Annotated in this window: 14 protein-coding genes and 1 pseudogene; 7 read left to right on the top strand and 8 right to left on the bottom strand. The window is 35.8% G+C overall.

Going from position 1 to position 16,550, the window contains the following annotated elements; translation table 11 throughout:
* Window positions 1–3 precede the first annotated feature (3 nt).
* On the bottom strand, window positions 4–1,038 hold the full coding sequence (locus VCM39_RS02025) for an HlyD family secretion protein (protein ID WP_221649194.1): 1,035 nt from the start codon (window positions 1,036–1,038) through the stop codon (window positions 4–6).
* Window positions 1,039–1,049: 11 nt separating this feature from the next.
* Entirely contained in the window at window positions 1,050–2,369 is a 1,320-nt protein-coding gene (locus VCM39_RS02020) for a TolC family protein (RefSeq protein ID WP_322934040.1), read from the bottom strand.
* 383 nt (window positions 2,370–2,752) lie between these two features.
* Between VCM39_RS02020 and VCM39_RS02015 the strand changes: the two genes are divergently transcribed.
* Window positions 2,753–4,303: an alpha-galactosidase gene (locus VCM39_RS02015; RefSeq protein WP_255585459.1), complete on the top strand. Its 1,551-nt coding sequence runs from the start codon at window positions 2,753–2,755 to the stop codon at window positions 4,301–4,303.
* Between the two features lie 70 nt (window positions 4,304–4,373).
* On the opposite strand, the gene VCM39_RS02010 is transcribed toward VCM39_RS02015, so the two are convergent.
* The gene (locus VCM39_RS02010; protein ID WP_322934039.1) at window positions 4,374–4,748 is read right to left on the bottom strand and encodes an ASCH domain-containing protein; all 375 of its coding nucleotides are present in this window, start codon (window positions 4,746–4,748) and stop codon (window positions 4,374–4,376) included.
* Between the two features lie 19 nt (window positions 4,749–4,767).
* Here VCM39_RS02010 and VCM39_RS02005 point away from each other — a divergent pair.
* The 6 genes and pseudogenes from VCM39_RS02005 to VCM39_RS01980 all read left to right on the top strand — a co-directional run.
* Window positions 4,768–4,962, top strand: a pseudogene (locus VCM39_RS02005) (hypothetical protein); the annotation flags it as partial.
* A 117-nt stretch (window positions 4,963–5,079) separates the two neighbouring features.
* Window positions 5,080–6,309, top strand: coding sequence for a site-specific integrase (locus VCM39_RS02000; protein WP_322934038.1), 1,230 nt, complete (start codon window positions 5,080–5,082; stop codon window positions 6,307–6,309).
* 36 nt (window positions 6,310–6,345) lie between these two features.
* The gene (locus VCM39_RS01995; RefSeq protein WP_322934037.1) at window positions 6,346–7,467 is read left to right on the top strand and encodes a PDDEXK nuclease domain-containing protein; all 1,122 of its coding nucleotides are present in this window, start codon (window positions 6,346–6,348) and stop codon (window positions 7,465–7,467) included.
* Window positions 7,468–7,478: 11 nt separating this feature from the next.
* The gene (locus tag VCM39_RS01990) at window positions 7,479–8,057 is read left to right on the top strand and encodes a hypothetical protein (protein ID WP_322934036.1); all 579 of its coding nucleotides are present in this window, start codon (window positions 7,479–7,481) and stop codon (window positions 8,055–8,057) included.
* A gap of 89 nt (window positions 8,058–8,146) precedes the next feature.
* Window positions 8,147–9,367: a SecDF P1 head subdomain-containing protein gene (locus VCM39_RS01985; protein ID WP_322934035.1), complete on the top strand. Its 1,221-nt coding sequence runs from the start codon at window positions 8,147–8,149 to the stop codon at window positions 9,365–9,367.
* A 5-nt stretch (window positions 9,368–9,372) separates the two neighbouring features.
* Window positions 9,373–9,861, top strand: coding sequence for a GNAT family N-acetyltransferase (locus tag VCM39_RS01980; protein WP_322934034.1), 489 nt, complete (start codon window positions 9,373–9,375; stop codon window positions 9,859–9,861).
* A 2,374-nt stretch (window positions 9,862–12,235) separates the two neighbouring features.
* Here VCM39_RS01980 and VCM39_RS01975 read toward each other — a convergent pair.
* The 5 genes from VCM39_RS01975 to VCM39_RS01955 all read right to left on the bottom strand — a co-directional run bounded on the left by VCM39_RS01975 (window position 12,236) and on the right by VCM39_RS01955 (window position 16,471).
* Window positions 12,236–12,481, bottom strand: a complete 246-nt coding sequence (locus VCM39_RS01975; RefSeq protein WP_322934033.1) for a hypothetical protein — start codon at window positions 12,479–12,481, stop codon at window positions 12,236–12,238.
* A gap of 320 nt (window positions 12,482–12,801) precedes the next feature.
* Entirely contained in the window at window positions 12,802–13,944 is a 1,143-nt protein-coding gene (locus VCM39_RS01970; protein ID WP_322934032.1) for a thioredoxin family protein, read from the bottom strand.
* A 130-nt stretch (window positions 13,945–14,074) separates the two neighbouring features.
* Window positions 14,075–14,227, bottom strand: a complete 153-nt coding sequence (locus VCM39_RS01965) for a hypothetical protein (RefSeq protein WP_322934031.1) — start codon at window positions 14,225–14,227, stop codon at window positions 14,075–14,077.
* Between the two features lie 718 nt (window positions 14,228–14,945).
* Window positions 14,946–16,175, bottom strand: a complete 1,230-nt coding sequence (locus VCM39_RS01960) for a primase-helicase family protein (protein WP_322934030.1) — start codon at window positions 16,173–16,175, stop codon at window positions 14,946–14,948.
* Between the two features lie 5 nt (window positions 16,176–16,180).
* The gene (locus tag VCM39_RS01955) at window positions 16,181–16,471 is read right to left on the bottom strand and encodes an excisionase family DNA-binding protein (RefSeq protein WP_322934029.1); all 291 of its coding nucleotides are present in this window, start codon (window positions 16,469–16,471) and stop codon (window positions 16,181–16,183) included.
* Window positions 16,472–16,550: the final 79 nt, after the last annotated feature.

Raw genomic sequence — 16,550 nt, 5'->3', positions numbered from 1 at the left:
AGATTAATAGTTAACAATACATTCTACATTCATACCAGCGCGTAGACGCTTCATATCCTCCGGCCTGTTGTCTTTGGAAAATTCGATACGAACCGGAATCCGTTGTTCTACTTTTACAAAATTACCGGCTGAGTTGTCTTGCGGAATAAGAGAAAAACTGGCTCCAGTAGCCTGTGAAACAGATTTCACCAAACCTTTGAATACAATGCCCGGTATGGCATCTACTTCAATATCGACTTTGTATCCTTCGTTAATATGTGCTGTCTGTGTTTCTTTATAATTTGCTACCACCCATTTGTCCTTTTCATCTACCAGATCTACCAGCGTTTGTCCCGGCTGTACCAATTGTCCTTCCTGTATCTCCTTCCGCCCGGTTGTCCCGTCACAAGGTGCCAGAATCACAGTATATGAAAGATTCAGCCGGGCCAGATTCAAGGCAGCTTCTGCTACTTTAATACCGGCATCGGTCTGCTCCAAACGACGGGTTTGTTCCTGATTAACAAGTGCAGTAGATTGTTTCTGACGGAGCAAAAGTTCATAACGCGCCTTTGAGGCTGCATATTCTGTCTGAATGGCATCATACTGCTGACGGGTTACAGCATCCTGCGCCAGCAAATTCTTATAACGATTGTATTCCCGCCCGGCGTTGTCCAACCGTATTTTAGCTTCCTGAACACTGGCGTCGGATACAGCAATATTATTCTGAGTAGTATGTATAGTCGAAGTCACTACCGTCTTTCCGGATAAAGCATTCTGGTAATCGGCTTCTGCCTGTGCCAGTCTGAAACGGAATTCAGAATCTTCAATCACAACCAATGTATCACCTTTGTGCACGGTCTGGTATTCTGTGAAATAGATTTTCTTAATAAACCCCTGCACCCGGCTATTGACCGGTACAATGTGTTGACGCACTTGGGCATTATCGGTAAATTCTACATTACCCAGATGTACAAAACGGGCACAAACCCATACAAGCCCGATTATTAACAGAACGATAACAACAACATTAAAAGTCAGCTTTTTAGTTTTCTTATTCATAATCACATTTTTTAGAGAGTTCCGGAAATATAAAGAAGTTTGTAATAGTTGAAAACGATATTAATCTGAGCATTCACCAGCTGTAATTCAGCCGCCAGTTTTGCATTACTGGCATCCAGCATATCGGTAATGAGTGCCATATCATTTTTGTATCGGTTACTGACTACCGCATAATTCTGGAGGGCCAGTTCTACGCTCTTTTGCTGAGTATTCAGCTCTACATAAGACTCCAGATACTTGACATGATCAGCCTTTACCGCCAACTCGGTTTGTTCTTTGGCATCTTCGTATTGCTCACGAACGCGCTGAACAGAATATTTACTACGGGATACCGATTTATTCGTTTTATATAGAGAAGCAAAGTTATACTTCACTCCTACCCCCACGTACCAATAATTGAAGTTCTTATTGATAGGTGGTACTTCAATGATGATAGGTCCATCAAAACGATTGCCGGCAAACAAAGCGATTTTGGGAATTCGCTCAGATCTTATTATTTTATCCTGACGTTGGGTTATCTGCATGGCAAGTGACATTTGTTTCAACGTGGGAGAATTAACACAGGCAGTAGCAGTCCAGCTCTCTGTACTCTCCACCGGAAGTACACGCGATAAAATAGTAGTATCCGGACTTACTCTGATAGCAGAGGGTAAGCCCAAAGTCGTAGTCAGGTTATTATTCAAAATTGTTATTATATTCTGAATTTGTGTATGGGTAAGTTGCAGATTGGACAATAACAATTCATACCGCGTTATATCATTTTTCAGGACAATTCCCTCACTCTCTTTCACATGGAGATCTTTAAGTACCTGCTTGGTCTGTTCTATATTCTTTTCATATACCTGCAACATATTTTGTTGCTTAAACAAGTCCAGATAATATCCCACCAACAAAAAGTGAACGTTATTACGATTGGATTCCAGACTCAAATTAGCATTTTCTTCCTGCAAACGTGCAATAGCTATCCCATTGGAGATGGCACCACCCGTATAAATAGCTTGGGAAGCTTCGATTGCAAAGTTATTACCATAATGTGGCATTGGTGCATTAAAACCGTTAGAGAAATCACGGTCCATCATACGCCCATCACCCAGATAACTAAAAGATAAAGAGGCGTCAATCTCCGGTAGACGGGCATTTTTTGCGACTCGAACCCCTTCACGTGCCTCATTTATTCCGGTGGCATACGGACGCAACGATTTACTATTCTGGTCGGCCAGTGAAAACATTTCATCAATGGATATCACCTGCCTGACCTCTTCCTGGGCATACGTACCCATAGAACATAACGGCGTACATAACGCCATTATGAACAAAGAAAATTTGCTCATACGTGTATTACTTATGAATTTAAAATATGAAAAATAAAAAAAAAGGGAAATTAAGTAAAGGGATTACTTAATCGGAATTTTCTCTTCCCCACTTGTGGAAAAGTGCAAGCTTGATTAATACATCATTAAGAAAAGATGAATGCGGCGTTTTAAATTGCTGTTTCATTTATTACGTGGAACTTTATATCCCATCCGGGTGCAAAGGTACAAAAAAAGACGAAACTTAAAAAATGACATTAAAAAGAAAATAGCAGTTCAACAATGACAAAACAAAAAAATAGTAACTTTGCAGATAATGTAAGCATTGGCAATAATAAATGAATGTATCTATGAAATTCCTACACATCAGTAGTTTATCACTCTTCTTGCTAAGTACCATAACGATGGGGGCTATGGCCCAGATCAACCAATTGGATCCACCAGTTATGGGTTGGAGTTCATGGAACACCTATCGTATTCATATCAACGAAGCGTTGATCAAGAAACAGGCCGATGCAATGGTCAGCCAAGGCCTGAAAGAAGCCGGCTATCTGTATGTAAATGTAGACGATGGTTTCTTTGGCTGGCGTGATGAAAACGGAAAGTTACAAACACATCCCGAACGTTTCCCCAATGGCTTAAAGTGTGTAGCCGACTATATTCACGCCAAAGGTTTAAAGGCGGGCATTTATTCCGATGCCGGAAGCAATACCTGTGGTTCTATTTGGGACAAAGACCCCAATGGTGTTGGTGTAGGATTGTATGGACACGAAAAACAGGATGCTGACCTGTTCTTCAACGAATGGGGTTTCGATTTTATTAAAATAGACTACTGTGGTGCAGGACAGTCGTTGGCACTGGAAGAACAGAAGCGCTATACCGAAATTCGGCAGGCTATTGATGCGGTTTGCAACCGGAATATTTCATTAAACATCTGTCGCTGGGCATTTCCCGGTACATGGGCCAAAGACCTTGCCCGCTCGTGGCGTATCAGTGCAGATATCAATCCCAAATGGGAATCCATCAAATATATTATCGGCAAAAACCTGTATTTATCTGCGTATGCCGGAGGCGGACATTACAACGATATGGATATGCTGGAAATTGGTCGCGGACTGAAACCGGAAGAGGAGGAGGTACACTTCGGTATGTGGTGTATCATGAGTTCACCGCTACTTATCGGTTGTGACCTAACAACAATCCCCGAATCTTCTCTGGAATTATTGAAAAACAGAGAACTCATTGCACTCAATCAGGATCCGTTAGGTTTGCAAGCCTATGTAGTGCAGCATCAGAATGGGGGGTATATACTGACGAAAGATATTGAACAAAAGCGGGGCAAGGTACGTGCAGTAGCATTCTATAATCCTTCTGACACAATTTGCTCTTTCTCGATACCGACGGCATTGCTCGAATTGGGCGGAAAAATAAAAGTACGTGATTTAATAAAATGTCAATCAGCCGGTACCATTACCAATAAGTTGATATACGAGCTGCCTCCTCATAGTGTGAAAATACTTCGTCTGGAAGCCGAACAACGCCTGGAACCCACCCGTTATGAGGCGGAATGGGCATATCTGCCATGCTATAACGATCTGGCAACGCATCCAAGGAACATCCTATATGCACCATTCAAAGAAGCATCAGGAGGTATGATTGTACGTTATCTGGGCGGACAGGCAGAGAATTATGCCGAATGGAACGAAGTATACAGTGAAAAAGGTGGCCGGTATAAATTACATATTTCTTATGTCCCGGGTACAGACCGCAAACTGGAAGTCGAAGTAAATGGCAAAAAAACGATGCTAAAGGATCTACAAACCGATGAGTCAAAAGGTATGGCAATCATCACATTACCTGTAGAATTAAAAGCCGGAAATAATGTAATACGTATGTGCAGTCCCTACTGCTGGGCACCGGATATAGATTGTTTCACGCTAGAGAAAGACATCTAAACAGGATTAAACCGTAAAATAGCATCAAGGATTATTCCATAATTTAAAGGAAAAAATCCTTGTGCTTCTTTTAAACTACCCTGAACCACTCACATACCAATTCGGTTTCTCCCGTAAACTTTTCACCAAGCTTCTCAGATTGTGTAGAATAATATTCGGTGTGAATAGTCAACCAATTGCACAAACTACTGTCCCCCTCTTCAATAGCAAATGCTTCCGTTATATTTTGAAATTGTACTATTTCCATTCTCTCTATCCTCACAACACATTCTTCATTCCCAGATGAATCTAATATGGAAACATAGTCACCCACTTTGCTCATTTCCTTTAAATTCATACGGTAATAAGCATATAAAGACGAGGTAGCAATTTTTTCTCCTGACAATACCTTTCCTGCTAATTCATCTGTATTACCACCAAATTGTATCTTATGTTTTATTTCCACTTCTAAAAGCACTAAATATTACGAAGGGGTAGAAAAGAAAAGCGGAGAAAGTTTTTCAACTTTCTCCGCTTCAGTACCCAGACCCGGTACAAAGCACCGAAATCATCGACAAACAAGAGAAAACAATCATTTGATTATCAAACGATTTACATTTTCCTTTATTCTCTATTTTTGCCATTTTATACCCTTATTTTGTTACTTAGTACACTTTTAGTACACTTTGAATTCTCATTTTCTTTCGTACCTTTGCAATATCAGAAAACAAAAGAAAATCAATCACTTAACAGATTTTACCGATTATGTACCCGAATCGGGATAAAACCAGTAAAGTATGGCAAAGATAGAAAACAAAACGAAAGAAAACCCGAAATTGGAGCAAAATAAGCTCTCGGACGGAAGAATAAGCCTCTATTTAGAGTACTATTTAGGTAGAGAGGAAAAGCCTGTATTGGATGAAAACGGCAAGCAGGTATATTACGAAGATGGCAAGATGCAAGGCAAACCCAAGTTCTCAGTGAAGCATAACAGGCGAAAAGAGAATCTGAACCTATACCTTATAGATAAGCCCCGTACTCCTGCCGAACGGCAACAAAATAAGGAGACATTGGAGCTTGCCATCAAGATACGCACCGAACGTGAACAGGAGTTCAAGGAAAGTATGTTAGGTTATCGCCTAAAGAAAGACCGTAGCATCAACTTTCTTGATTACTTCCAATCTTATATTGACAGCTACACTAAGAAAGACCTGCGCATGGTACAAATTGCTTTCAGCCGTTTTAAGGACTTTTTGAAAGAACAGTACCCTCTTTATGAGTGTAACATCAAGCCCGAACTCATTACTAAGGATATGATGGTTCTGTTTGTAGACTACCTGCAATCCCGTAGTGTTGGCGAAGGAGCGAAAAGTATCTATCAGCGTTTCAAGAAAGTGATACGCTATGCCATCGAGCACGATGTTATACTGAAAGACCCTTGCAAAGAAGTAATTTGCAAGGTAGACGACCAAATGTTACGGAAAGATGTGCTTTCACTGGAAGAAATTCAGGCTCTTATCAACTGTCACTATGAGAATGAAAACCCAATAGTAAAACATGCCTTTATCTTCTGCCTATATTGCGGTTTACGCTTCTGCGATGTGAAAGACCTTACTTATAAGAATGTAGACTACTCAAACAAACTATTAAAGTTTGAACAGAATAAGACCAAAGGTCATTCTTCTGCCAGTGGGGTAGTCATTCCTTTGAATGACGGTTTGTTCTCTATCATTGGCGAACCTCCTGCGGATGGTATCAAAGATGTGCTTATTTTTAATCTGCCATCCTATGAAAGCTGCTGTAAATCAGTGAAGCGTTGGGTGAAAAGAGCCGGAATAGACAAGCACATAAGTTGGCATTGTGCCCGTCATTCATTTGCAGTGAATATCCTTAACAATGGTGCTAATATTAAAACGGTAGCCAGCTTACTCGGACATAGCGGGCTGAAACATACTGAGAAATACACCCGTGCAGTAGACAAGCTAAAAGAAGAAGCAATTAATAGTCTACCCGAATTAAAACTTTGATAATAAAAATAGTAACTTTGCACAAAGTATCAAAATATGAACTTTGAATCGTTAGTAAATCATATCAGTGCCATTCAGGACACGCTGCAAGCACAGGCAGCACATTCTGTAAACCTTGCACTAACTTCCCGTAACTGGCTTATGGGCTGCTATATCGTGGAATTTGAGCAAAACGGAGAAGACCGTGCTGCCTATGGTGAGCAACTCTTGAAGAAGTTGGAAAAACGACTGAATACCAAAGGACTGAATGAACGTCGATTCCGGGAGTTCAGACGCTTGTATCTTGTTTATCCACAAATAAAAGAAGAGGTTTTAAGCTATGTTATGTCAGGTTCAGGAATTCGGCGGTTGCCGACCGCCGAATTTGAAACAGAGATTCGGCGGTCAGTAACCGCCGAATTGCAAATGATTTCAGAAATAGCAAATAATGACTGGAAATTGGCTGCTGAAAAGCTATTTAACAGATTATCTTCTACGCATTTGAATGCAATATCTGCTATTGACAATCCTATTAAACGTGCCTTTTATGAAATGGAAACGATTAGGGGATGCTGGTCAGTAAAAGAACTGGAACGTCAGATAAGTTCCTTATATTTTGAACGTAGCGGCTTATCCAAAAACAAAAAAGCTCTTTCTGCATTAGTACAACAACAGGCAGTTCAGCTACAGCCTACAGATGTAATAAATACCCCTGTAACATTAGAGTTCTTAGGACTAAACGAGCGTGCTTTAGTTACAGAAGACGACTTAGAGCAATCTATTCTTGACAATCTGCAAAACTTCCTTATTGAAATGGGACACGGTTTTTGCTTCGAAGCACGTCAAAAGCGGATACTAATAGATGAAGATTACTTTTTTGCTGACCTTGTATTCTACCATCGTATATTGAAATGCCATGTCATCGTGGAGTTAAAAATAGACAAGTTCCACCATGAATATGTATCCCAACTAAATATGTATCTGAACTATTTCAAAGCAGAAGTAATGCAGCCCGATGATAATCCACCAATCGGAATTTTACTTTGTTCTGAAAAAGGAGATACTTTAGTCAAATACGCTACAGCAGGATTAGACCCTAATATTTTTGTACAGAAATATATGGTTCAGTTACCTAGCGAAGAAGAAATCAAAAGATTCATTTCAAAAGAGATTATGTAGAACTTCCATTAATGGCAAACAAGTTCAATTCATATATAAACAACATAGATACAGAGTTTATAAAAGAAATATGTATCAGAAAAGGTAAAGTAGTTCAACTTTGCAGGAATGATTTCTTCGTAAAAGAGAAAGAAATATTTCCCTATATTGGTTTTGTTGATACAGGAGTTCTTAAATACACTTGTACAAACATAGCCGAGAACAAGAATTACAATACAGGGTTTGCATTTCCAAATGAATTTGTGGCAGACTATCCGGTTTGTCTATATAATAGTCCCTCAACAACAAACATTCAGGCAATAACTATATGCAAAGTGTATATTTGTCATTCCAATGAAATATGTGCACAATATGAGCATGATATTGAGGGGCAAAGAAAAGCCCGAATAAATGCAGAACAACTGTTTCAACAAACCTACTCACGTTATTTGGATATATACCGACTTAGTCCTGAAGAACGATACAAGGAACTATTGAAAAGATGTCCGGACATTTTGCAAATGATTTCGCTCAAGGATATTGCTTCCTACTTGAGAATTACCCCTATACACATGAGCCGAATCAGACGAAATATAACATTTTCGGAGTAATTTATAAACCTATGTTTAGACTTTCAAACAGAATTGCTGCATATCCAATTTAATTTAGTTTCTTTGTGATAGACTAAATATGGAATAAAATGAAAATCATCTATTTATCGCTAGTAGGATTATCGCTCTCTTTAATATCATACAGCCAAGTATATACACCCAAAAAAGAAAACGGATGGTATCATATTATAGATGGACAGCAAGATAGCATTTCTTGTGAACCAATCGTTACAGTAGCAGATTTCGCTGATTTAAGTTTGATTTATGACTCTTTTGATAAATCAGTTATTTCCGGAAAGGTCAGCAGATCCAAACTAAGCAAATGGGCTGATGCCACTGAAAAGAGCATAGGAAAACGCATCGGGTTTGTTTTTAATGATACAGTTATAACTGCCCCACAAGTCAATGCAAGAATAGACAGCGGCTATTTTCAAATATCCACTCCACATGGTCATGATCTGAAAAGAATTTATCTACAGCTATTGAAAGAAAAAGAAAATTTTATCGAGAGTTTATCGGCACATTGCTTCCATGAGCAAAGATTAGACACAGCAGAATATAAAATAATGGAAGAAAACCTTAAAGAAGAACTACAAAAGCCCAATTTCAGCAGTCGTGCCATAGACTATATGAGATCGGATGCCTATAAAAAGTATAAATCATATATTTGTAAACACCCAGAGTATATCAATTTAATGTTCCAAAGTTTTTTATTCCAAGAATCGGTCAAGGGCTTATATGGACACTTGATTGACGATATTGTAAAATACCGCTATCCCGAAGCTCCCAGCATTTGGATAATGGCAACAAAAGCGAACCATAAAGACAGTGAAACAACTGCCGTATTGAAATATCAGAAGTTCATCAGGCTATTAATAAACGAGGAAAAAAATAAAAAAGAGAACTCTACAGATAGTATATCTGTTAGCCTTAATCAACCGGATAGTAAATTATTAAGAGAAGAAGCCTATCAATACCGAGCTACAATCACAGACAGCACATTCTTAAAAACCAAAGGAATTATGTCCGACAAAGCTATTGACCTATTGGTATCAGGAGGATGGAATAAGGACTATGCTTACAACCAAGTGGTGTATTTGAAAGCATTGGAAAGAGCCAAACGGCATCTTTCAGTGAAAGACAATAAATTCATCTATCTACTTAAATCAGGAAATGAAATCAACATTTCAGAGGATATTCATCAATATATTTGTCGTTTATTTGAAGACTGGAACCGTTGGGTAGCTGATGGACGATGTAAAATTGCAAAAGACGAAAATGGATTTTATGAGATAATACCTAATAAATAAGAATCATGAAACATAGAAGCTATAAATTGAGGGAGGCTACTCTTAAAGACATTCCCGAACTAAAGGAAATGTACAAAGCAACTTTGCGCACAATTAACATAGCAGATTACACATTAGAAGAAATAGAGGATTGGGCTTCTTGTGGGGACGATACAGCACATTTAGCAGATTTAATCACCAATCTATATTTTATAGTTGCATTGAATGAGGCCAATCAGATTATTGGATTTACATCTATACAGAAAGACGGCTATTTGCACTCTATGTTTGTACACAAAGACTATCAACGCAAAGGAGTTGCCAGTTTTCTGTTATCAAAAGCAGAAGAATATGCAATAGAAAGTCAAATGAAAACAATAACATCGGAAGTCTGCATCACAGCAAAGCCTTTTTTTGAGCGAAAAGGCTACACTGTAGTAAAAGAACAAAAGCGGAAGGCAAATAAGCTATGTTTGACAAACTATTGGATGATTAAAAGAATAGTAAGCATATAGCCATTGAAAAAGAGAAATACCAAGAAGCTGCTTCTCTTTCACTATATGTGTTTACCACTTGCAATGGAGTTGACTATAATGAAGAAGACTTGGGAGTATTTAAGAAATTCATATACAACAAAGAACGAATCAAAAACATGTAACATGAAATATTTCGAACTAATCAAGAAAACAATTATAGTAACTATTACTGTCTTCATCACAGTAATTCTACTATGGATAATTATAGGATTTATTACTAAGAATTCAATACGAATCGTGTCGGATGAAGAACGATTGATTAAATCTGAATTTAGAAAATAAAGGATCGACAAAACATATCCACCTGGCAATCACCCTATTATCGATCCTCATTCACTAATATAATCTATATATGAGAAATCCATTTGTCACTAATTCCGATTTTGTTTGAGCTTCTTTTCAGCACCCTATCATTCGGTAGTCAGCATATGCCGAATCTTTAGGAGCAGATGCAACATCTTTAAGAGTTTTCTGCCATTCATAGTATCACACTTTGTGCAAAGTTACTATTATTATCGGAATTTTAATTGAGGCAAACTATTTTATTAAAATTCGGCTCTTATACCTAAGTATTAAGCTATTCCCAACATTTTTATAACATTAAGCTAATAGTTCATTCACATTTATTTTTATTTGCACCTTATTGATCATATTATAAAAACTCTTGGTAAGATATATACTAGTGTTACTGTGAAGCAATATAAGCGACTTATTCTTACCCATACTAAATTCCCCGAAAATGCGATACTTGAATTTAACTGTTATGCTATATTGAAAACTGATGTTTTGTTGTATCAATACTCGTGAATTGGAATCCATTAGAAGAGAATATACCATTCCTAAACAATCAGTCAATGTACAACCAAATCAGACAGCTTGCTATACCCTTTCCAATGCTGTGTACAGCATTTTTCAGGAAAGGGGGTATTAGGCTCCCCTTGTATTAAGGAAAGATTGGGCAAGCCCAACAAAAGACAATAGGGAAAGAAAATACACAAAAGAAGTGTACAACAGAATTTTCATAAAGTACTTTATGAAAATTAGGCTACTAAACATGCTAAATAAATTATTATTTCACACTCAGATAGTGCGTAAAATAAAAAATATCCAATCTCGTGATATCTATATTCTCATTCACATTGAATTAACTATCAAATTCTTTACGATTGAAAAGACACGAAACTTCAATAGCTACACTTTAATAACAATTTCATTTTGACGTATTCTTTTCTATCATTAAATCTGAAACCTTTTCAAATCTTGTACTCATTTTGTTTTCATATCCAAGCTTCCATGCTTGCCTCATTATGTATATATTAAAAGGAAAAAGTTTGTTTTGTCCTGACTTTCCACACTCTAAAATATAGTTATCTATAAGAATATCTAACTGCAATCTGCCATCACTAAATTAATCTATTAAAGAAATCATCACTTCAAAAGGTATCATTACACATTGCTTAACTAAATATAGCTCTTCATCCTACTTATTATGTATCTCATTTAATCTTTCCAGACTTATCTTTGCATCCTGAAACGATTTAAAAAGTTATTATTTGTCTAATTGGTGCTGTTTATTGACCTATGATATAACTACATCATCATGCCCAAGGTAATCTGCCCGTCAATGACTGCTTTTGCCGAAAGGTAAGAAATAAACAGAGTTGTTGTCTGGCTAAAAAACAGATCCTATTTATTGATATTATTCCAACGTAGTACCTTTTATACTTATCTTAAATAGACGCACCTTAATGGCCTCCCATTTCCAACGTTACTGCTTTTCACTATTATTGAATTTTATTTCTTGCATTCCCGTAATTAATTGCACGATACTTCCTTGGTTGGCTGCCGATTGGGTAAACCTGCTATTATCCAGTTTACGCCGGTAACGTAGAAATAGCAAAATCCAAGTAATATACAATACATTGGCAAACACAAATACACACAATATCTGTAGATTGTAGTGAGCTAGAATAAAAGTAAAGTCTATAAAATTGAATAAAGAAAAAACAGTGGTAAGGCTGGTACTTGTCATAAATGACTGAATACGCTATAATCATCAATCCTTTGCATTATATCTCCAATATTTTTAGAATCAAAAAACACAATGGAAGTTTCATTAATTTAGCTAAAAAATCCAAGATTAACGTTATACTTATACGAGTATTCATATGCAATGCTATCCAGTTTTGTATAAATGTTATTCCCATTTGAGTGATAGACAGGATTAACTGAGCAACAAGGACCAAAGTAATAAAACTTAAATTGCTATCACAACCCTTTGGTCAAGAATTGCTTGTGTCAAGAATGGTAATATCATGGAAAATATGCTTCCTAAAAACAATCCAATAGCCAATTAAATCAACTGTGATTTATATGGGAATAAATAATTCAGGAAGAATTTCATATTTGACGTTTGCTTCTGCATTTCATTCGCCTGTTCGTAAAAAGCAGGGGTAGGACTTATAATTAAAGCCACTCCCATATTTTCTTCATTTTGCTTTGTACTTGTCCAGCACTTTAAAAAGCCACTTTGGTCAATTGTATACTTCCCCCTGTCCGGATCAGAGATTTTAAATCTGTAGCTATGATTCGTAGACATGTAGGACCGCAATCTATAGAATCCATTTGTATGTAATGAGGAAAGATACTTAGCCTTTTATTCATATTAAATATATTTTCATTACAAGGATTTATTGACGATAGCGTTTAAAAGCAGGCGTTCCCTAGGGCATTATTAAGTCAATCGACCTTGTGCAGTGGCATTATTTAATTCAATAATATATATTAGTCTTCATATCGTAAATTGCGATATCTTATAATAATAATCATTGGCAATATTTTCAAATATTGCCAATAACACAAATTTATTGTAACGCATTTCTTCGTGTAAGAGAATAGCCTTATGATTCAACATAATATTCAATTTAGCTGTTCAAAATAATCATATATCATATTGACATCCTTGGATTCTGTCAATTGAAGTTTTTTCACCTTATCTTCTTTATCTACAAACAGAACTTGTGGAATAGTGGAAATACCATACGCATGTTTTACATCTTTTATCTTTTCTTTTGACGATAAGGCTCTCCAAGGTATATCCTCTTTCTTCAGAAAATCAATCCAAGCCTGTTCTGTTTTATCTTCATCAATCGATATGTATACCATATCTATCTTAGCAGAAGTCTTTCGATATATATTTTTCAATATCGGAATCAGCTTATGACATGGTTTACACCAGGAAGCAGAAAAGATAATGATTGTTGGCTTATTGGGTTTTAATATTACAGGTTCTTGCATGTTTGTAATACTATTGTACAAAAACATATTTTCGAAATCAGAATTAAATAAACGTATATAATCGCCAACTTCCTTTCCGTAATAAGATTGCCTATTAAATTCTGAAAAACAATTAAAGACTTTTTCCAAATCCGCAATATTTTTATAAAATCGTATTCCAGAATAGATTCCATACATCAAGCTCTTTGAGTCTGGATATTTCTTTATTTCAGTAATGTAATTTTGGAGGTACTGGCTATAGCTATAGTCAATATCACTTCTACTACTAAATCGGCCAAAATAATTACAAGCAACATTTATTGACAAGGCTACTTCCGGATCATCTGAAGATATGATATACTTGTATGTTTTTATTTTTCTATTCATCAATGTAGGATAAGTATATAGCACTTCTTCTATAAATTTTCCTGACAATTCTATTGTATCAGTATTGTTCCAATACAGTGTGCCAGATACATATAAAGTCGTATCGTTTTCGCTAACAGCTGCAAACCCTAAATCAATAGAGACAGAATCTTTGATCTGGCTAGGATGAAAAGTAATCCCATAATACTGTTGGATAATGCTATCTGGAATAGAAAATAGCCATTTTTTGTCCGATTTATCTCCAATGAATTTATAACTATTGTCACTTGTATTTAACTGAACTGATAAAGAGTCAAAAATATTACCGTTATCCAAGGTCAAAGAAATCACTCTATTTGTAGAATAAAGAGGAAGCAAAACAATATTTGCAAACAACAATATTATAATACTATTTTTCATATTAGAATTTATAAAAATCCGATAGTCATTAAGGCTATTGGAAAAATTAGACCTAAAAACTACTCTAACTAATTGTACAAAAGCAGTCAGAACCAAGAGGATGAGGGAATGTATTCCATTCACATTTCCCTTATTTTATCGTCCCTGAAACTTCCACTGAATAAGTGCCAAAGCAAGCATCCTTGTCCTTACCATTACAATCATCTTTTCTAGCACTTCCGCCCATGATTTGCTTCAGTTCTTCTTCATTATTTTGGAAAGAAATTTGAATAGATTCTTTCATATCATTACATTTTTTAGTTGATGTAGATTATTACAATAATAGATCACACTATAGCCTATCGCGACACATTTTAACGATAGCGTATATATCTGTTTTTTGATTATTAATTTTTCCATTATCGCCAATTTTCTAGCGAAGATACAAAAAATGATAGACTATAAATCATCTAATTATTAATAATTTGATTGCATTTATATCTAGTACTTTTCATTCACCGTTATTTCATATAATATTTTATATTATACTTTATCCAAGTAGTCTTAACAAGATACTATACACTAAATTAAAATCTCTTGCATAGTATACCATAAAAATTTATAGCACACTAATTTTCCAAATCAGATGTACACCTATACATCAATATCAAAACTCTCTAAAACATATGACTACAAGAAGATTCACTGTACATCATAGCCAAGACCATGCAAGAAAAAACTAGTACTTTATAGTACACTAAAGTATTTAATTTGTTGTACATCGTGGTATACATTTCAATTGTACAATCTAATAAGAGCAGTATTCCATAGATATGAAAAGCTTCCAAGATGATGAAATGATGAAGCAAAAGTCATATTACACTAGAAATAAACAACTTACATTTTCATCTGTATTCATCAAACATCCTCATCAAATATATTCATCTATTATTTCATCAATAATATTCTACCGATGAACTTTGATGAGGATAAATTGAGCTAATAATCAATAACATAGTATATTATTTCATCATTTCATCAGAACGAGTTAATATATCTCTTGTTACTGTATAAAAACGACCTGTAGCTTTTTGGGTAGAATATCGTTTGGGAGATTTACAATCACACTTATACATTGTATATGTTAAAGTATTACAAACTGGCTCTAGTCCCCATTCTTCCTGTAGAATTTTCCGAATTAAACTATTATTCGCCTTTATTCTCGCATGCTCCAACCAAGCCAAAACATCCTTGCAACAGAAAGATATCTTATCTATTCTGAAAGTATCCATAATCTCCAAAAATAATTCTGATAGTTCTTGTTCCAATTGATTCCTACCATTACGAATAATTTTCTGTAATGCTACTGTATGAATGAGCTTAGAAGTAAACCACATCCTACTATCTCGTTGAGTAGATAATTCACGATTCTGAATAAAATATAAGAAAGAAGGTATTTCCGCTTTTAGTTTTTCAAGAAAGCCAGTATCATCATGCTCAAGTACTGAAATCTTACGCACCCAATAACGTATTTCTCCTACATCAATAAGCACTGGCAAACTTTCATTATTAGAACACAAAATAAATTTAGCAAAAAAAGGAATCTCATATCGATCTTTCCCCTTAGCCTCTATTTTATAAGTTAGTGCAGTACTTAAGTTCTTCAATCGTTCAGAATCATCCCTGCGATCTAATAAAACCTCATCAACTGCAATAATCAATTTCCCTGCCCAATCCGAATTAAATTGGCTACGGAAAGCCTCATTCGTATTAAAAGTCATATTCCCTTGAAATATTACTTTTAGAAAATTCAAAAATGTACTCTTACCTGTATTCCTTTCTTTAGAAACAAGCAATAAAATTGGAAGCTTTTGAATTGGATACATATATAACAATTGAATATAATCTAATCCTAATTCATACTGTTCTCCAAATATATGTTGGATGAGAGATAAGGAAAGCGGACACTCTCCTTGCTTTGGCCTATAAAGGATTGGATCATACAAATTTAAGAAATTACCAACCACCGGTTGATAATGTAGGTGTTCAGGAATACAACAAAAACCATCATACTTAGGTATTTCGGCTAAAGCACCACTACCATTGTCCTGTTTAAACGTTTCATAAGTCCAAACCATACGTCTTTCCATAAATCCACCATTAACATCTGGTTGCTGAACTATTTTATATAAAGTGGTAGCAACTCTAATATATTTTTCATCCCCTCCTACTTTTTTCTTCACTCTTGCCATACAACTTATTTCTTCAAAAGTTTATTCATTTGAATATACCGTTGTGCTTCAAACTCTATCTGCTCTCGTGTCTTCACCGGATTCTGCCGTAACCAAATTTCCAATTCAGTACGTTCAAAATAAACTAGTTTCCCTTGAGGACGATAAAAAGGGATACGCCCAGCAGATGTTAGTTTATAAAGATAACTCTTTGAAAGATTAAGGAATTTACTTGCTTCGTCAAAAGTCAGTATATTCTTACACATAAAAACCTGCTTTTCTAAAGCGGCAATTCTTTCTTCTAATTGATTTTCCATTTGTTCCTCTATTTATTGATTTGACAAATGAGGTGCGCACCCCAATATTTCATGTTAACGGGAACAAAAGTAGGGATAG

It is taken from the genome of Bacteroides mucinivorans (genome assembly GCF_034654355.2).
Classification (GTDB): domain Bacteria; phylum Bacteroidota; class Bacteroidia; order Bacteroidales; family Bacteroidaceae; genus Bacteroides; species Bacteroides nordii.
Note: the sequence above shows the minus strand (reverse complement) of the source record. Positions and strands in the feature narration are given on the sequence as shown.

Bases quoted from the DNA above. Each gene is read 5' to 3' on its own strand.
- VCM39_RS01965 (WP_322934031.1), bottom strand. From the start codon at position 14,227: ATGAAAGAATCTATTCAAATTTCTTTCCAAAATAATGAAGAAGAACTG.
- VCM39_RS02020 (WP_322934040.1), bottom strand. From the start codon at position 2,369: ATGAGCAAATTTTCTTTGTTCATAATGGCGTTATGTACGCCGTTATGT.
- VCM39_RS01960 (WP_322934030.1), bottom strand. From the start codon at position 16,175: ATGGCAAGAGTGAAGAAAAAAGTAGGAGGGGATGAAAAATATATTAGA.
- VCM39_RS01975 (WP_322934033.1), bottom strand. From the start codon at position 12,481: ATGTCTACGAATCATAGCTACAGATTTAAAATCTCTGATCCGGACAGG.
- VCM39_RS01985 (WP_322934035.1), top strand. From the start codon at position 8,147: ATGAAAATCATCTATTTATCGCTAGTAGGATTATCGCTCTCTTTAATA.
- VCM39_RS01955 (WP_322934029.1), bottom strand. From the start codon at position 16,471: ATGGAAAATCAATTAGAAGAAAGAATTGCCGCTTTAGAAAAGCAGGTT.
- VCM39_RS02000 (WP_322934038.1), top strand. From the start codon at position 5,080: ATGGCAAAGATAGAAAACAAAACGAAAGAAAACCCGAAATTGGAGCAA.
- VCM39_RS02025 (WP_221649194.1), bottom strand. From the start codon at position 1,038: ATGAATAAGAAAACTAAAAAGCTGACTTTTAATGTTGTTGTTATCGTT.
- VCM39_RS01990 (WP_322934036.1), top strand. From the start codon at position 7,479: ATGGCAAACAAGTTCAATTCATATATAAACAACATAGATACAGAGTTT.
- VCM39_RS01970 (WP_322934032.1), bottom strand. From the start codon at position 13,944: ATGAAAAATAGTATTATAATATTGTTGTTTGCAAATATTGTTTTGCTT.
- VCM39_RS02015 (WP_255585459.1), top strand. From the start codon at position 2,753: ATGGGGGCTATGGCCCAGATCAACCAATTGGATCCACCAGTTATGGGT.
- VCM39_RS01995 (WP_322934037.1), top strand. From the start codon at position 6,346: ATGAACTTTGAATCGTTAGTAAATCATATCAGTGCCATTCAGGACACG.
- VCM39_RS01980 (WP_322934034.1), top strand. From the start codon at position 9,373: ATGAAACATAGAAGCTATAAATTGAGGGAGGCTACTCTTAAAGACATT.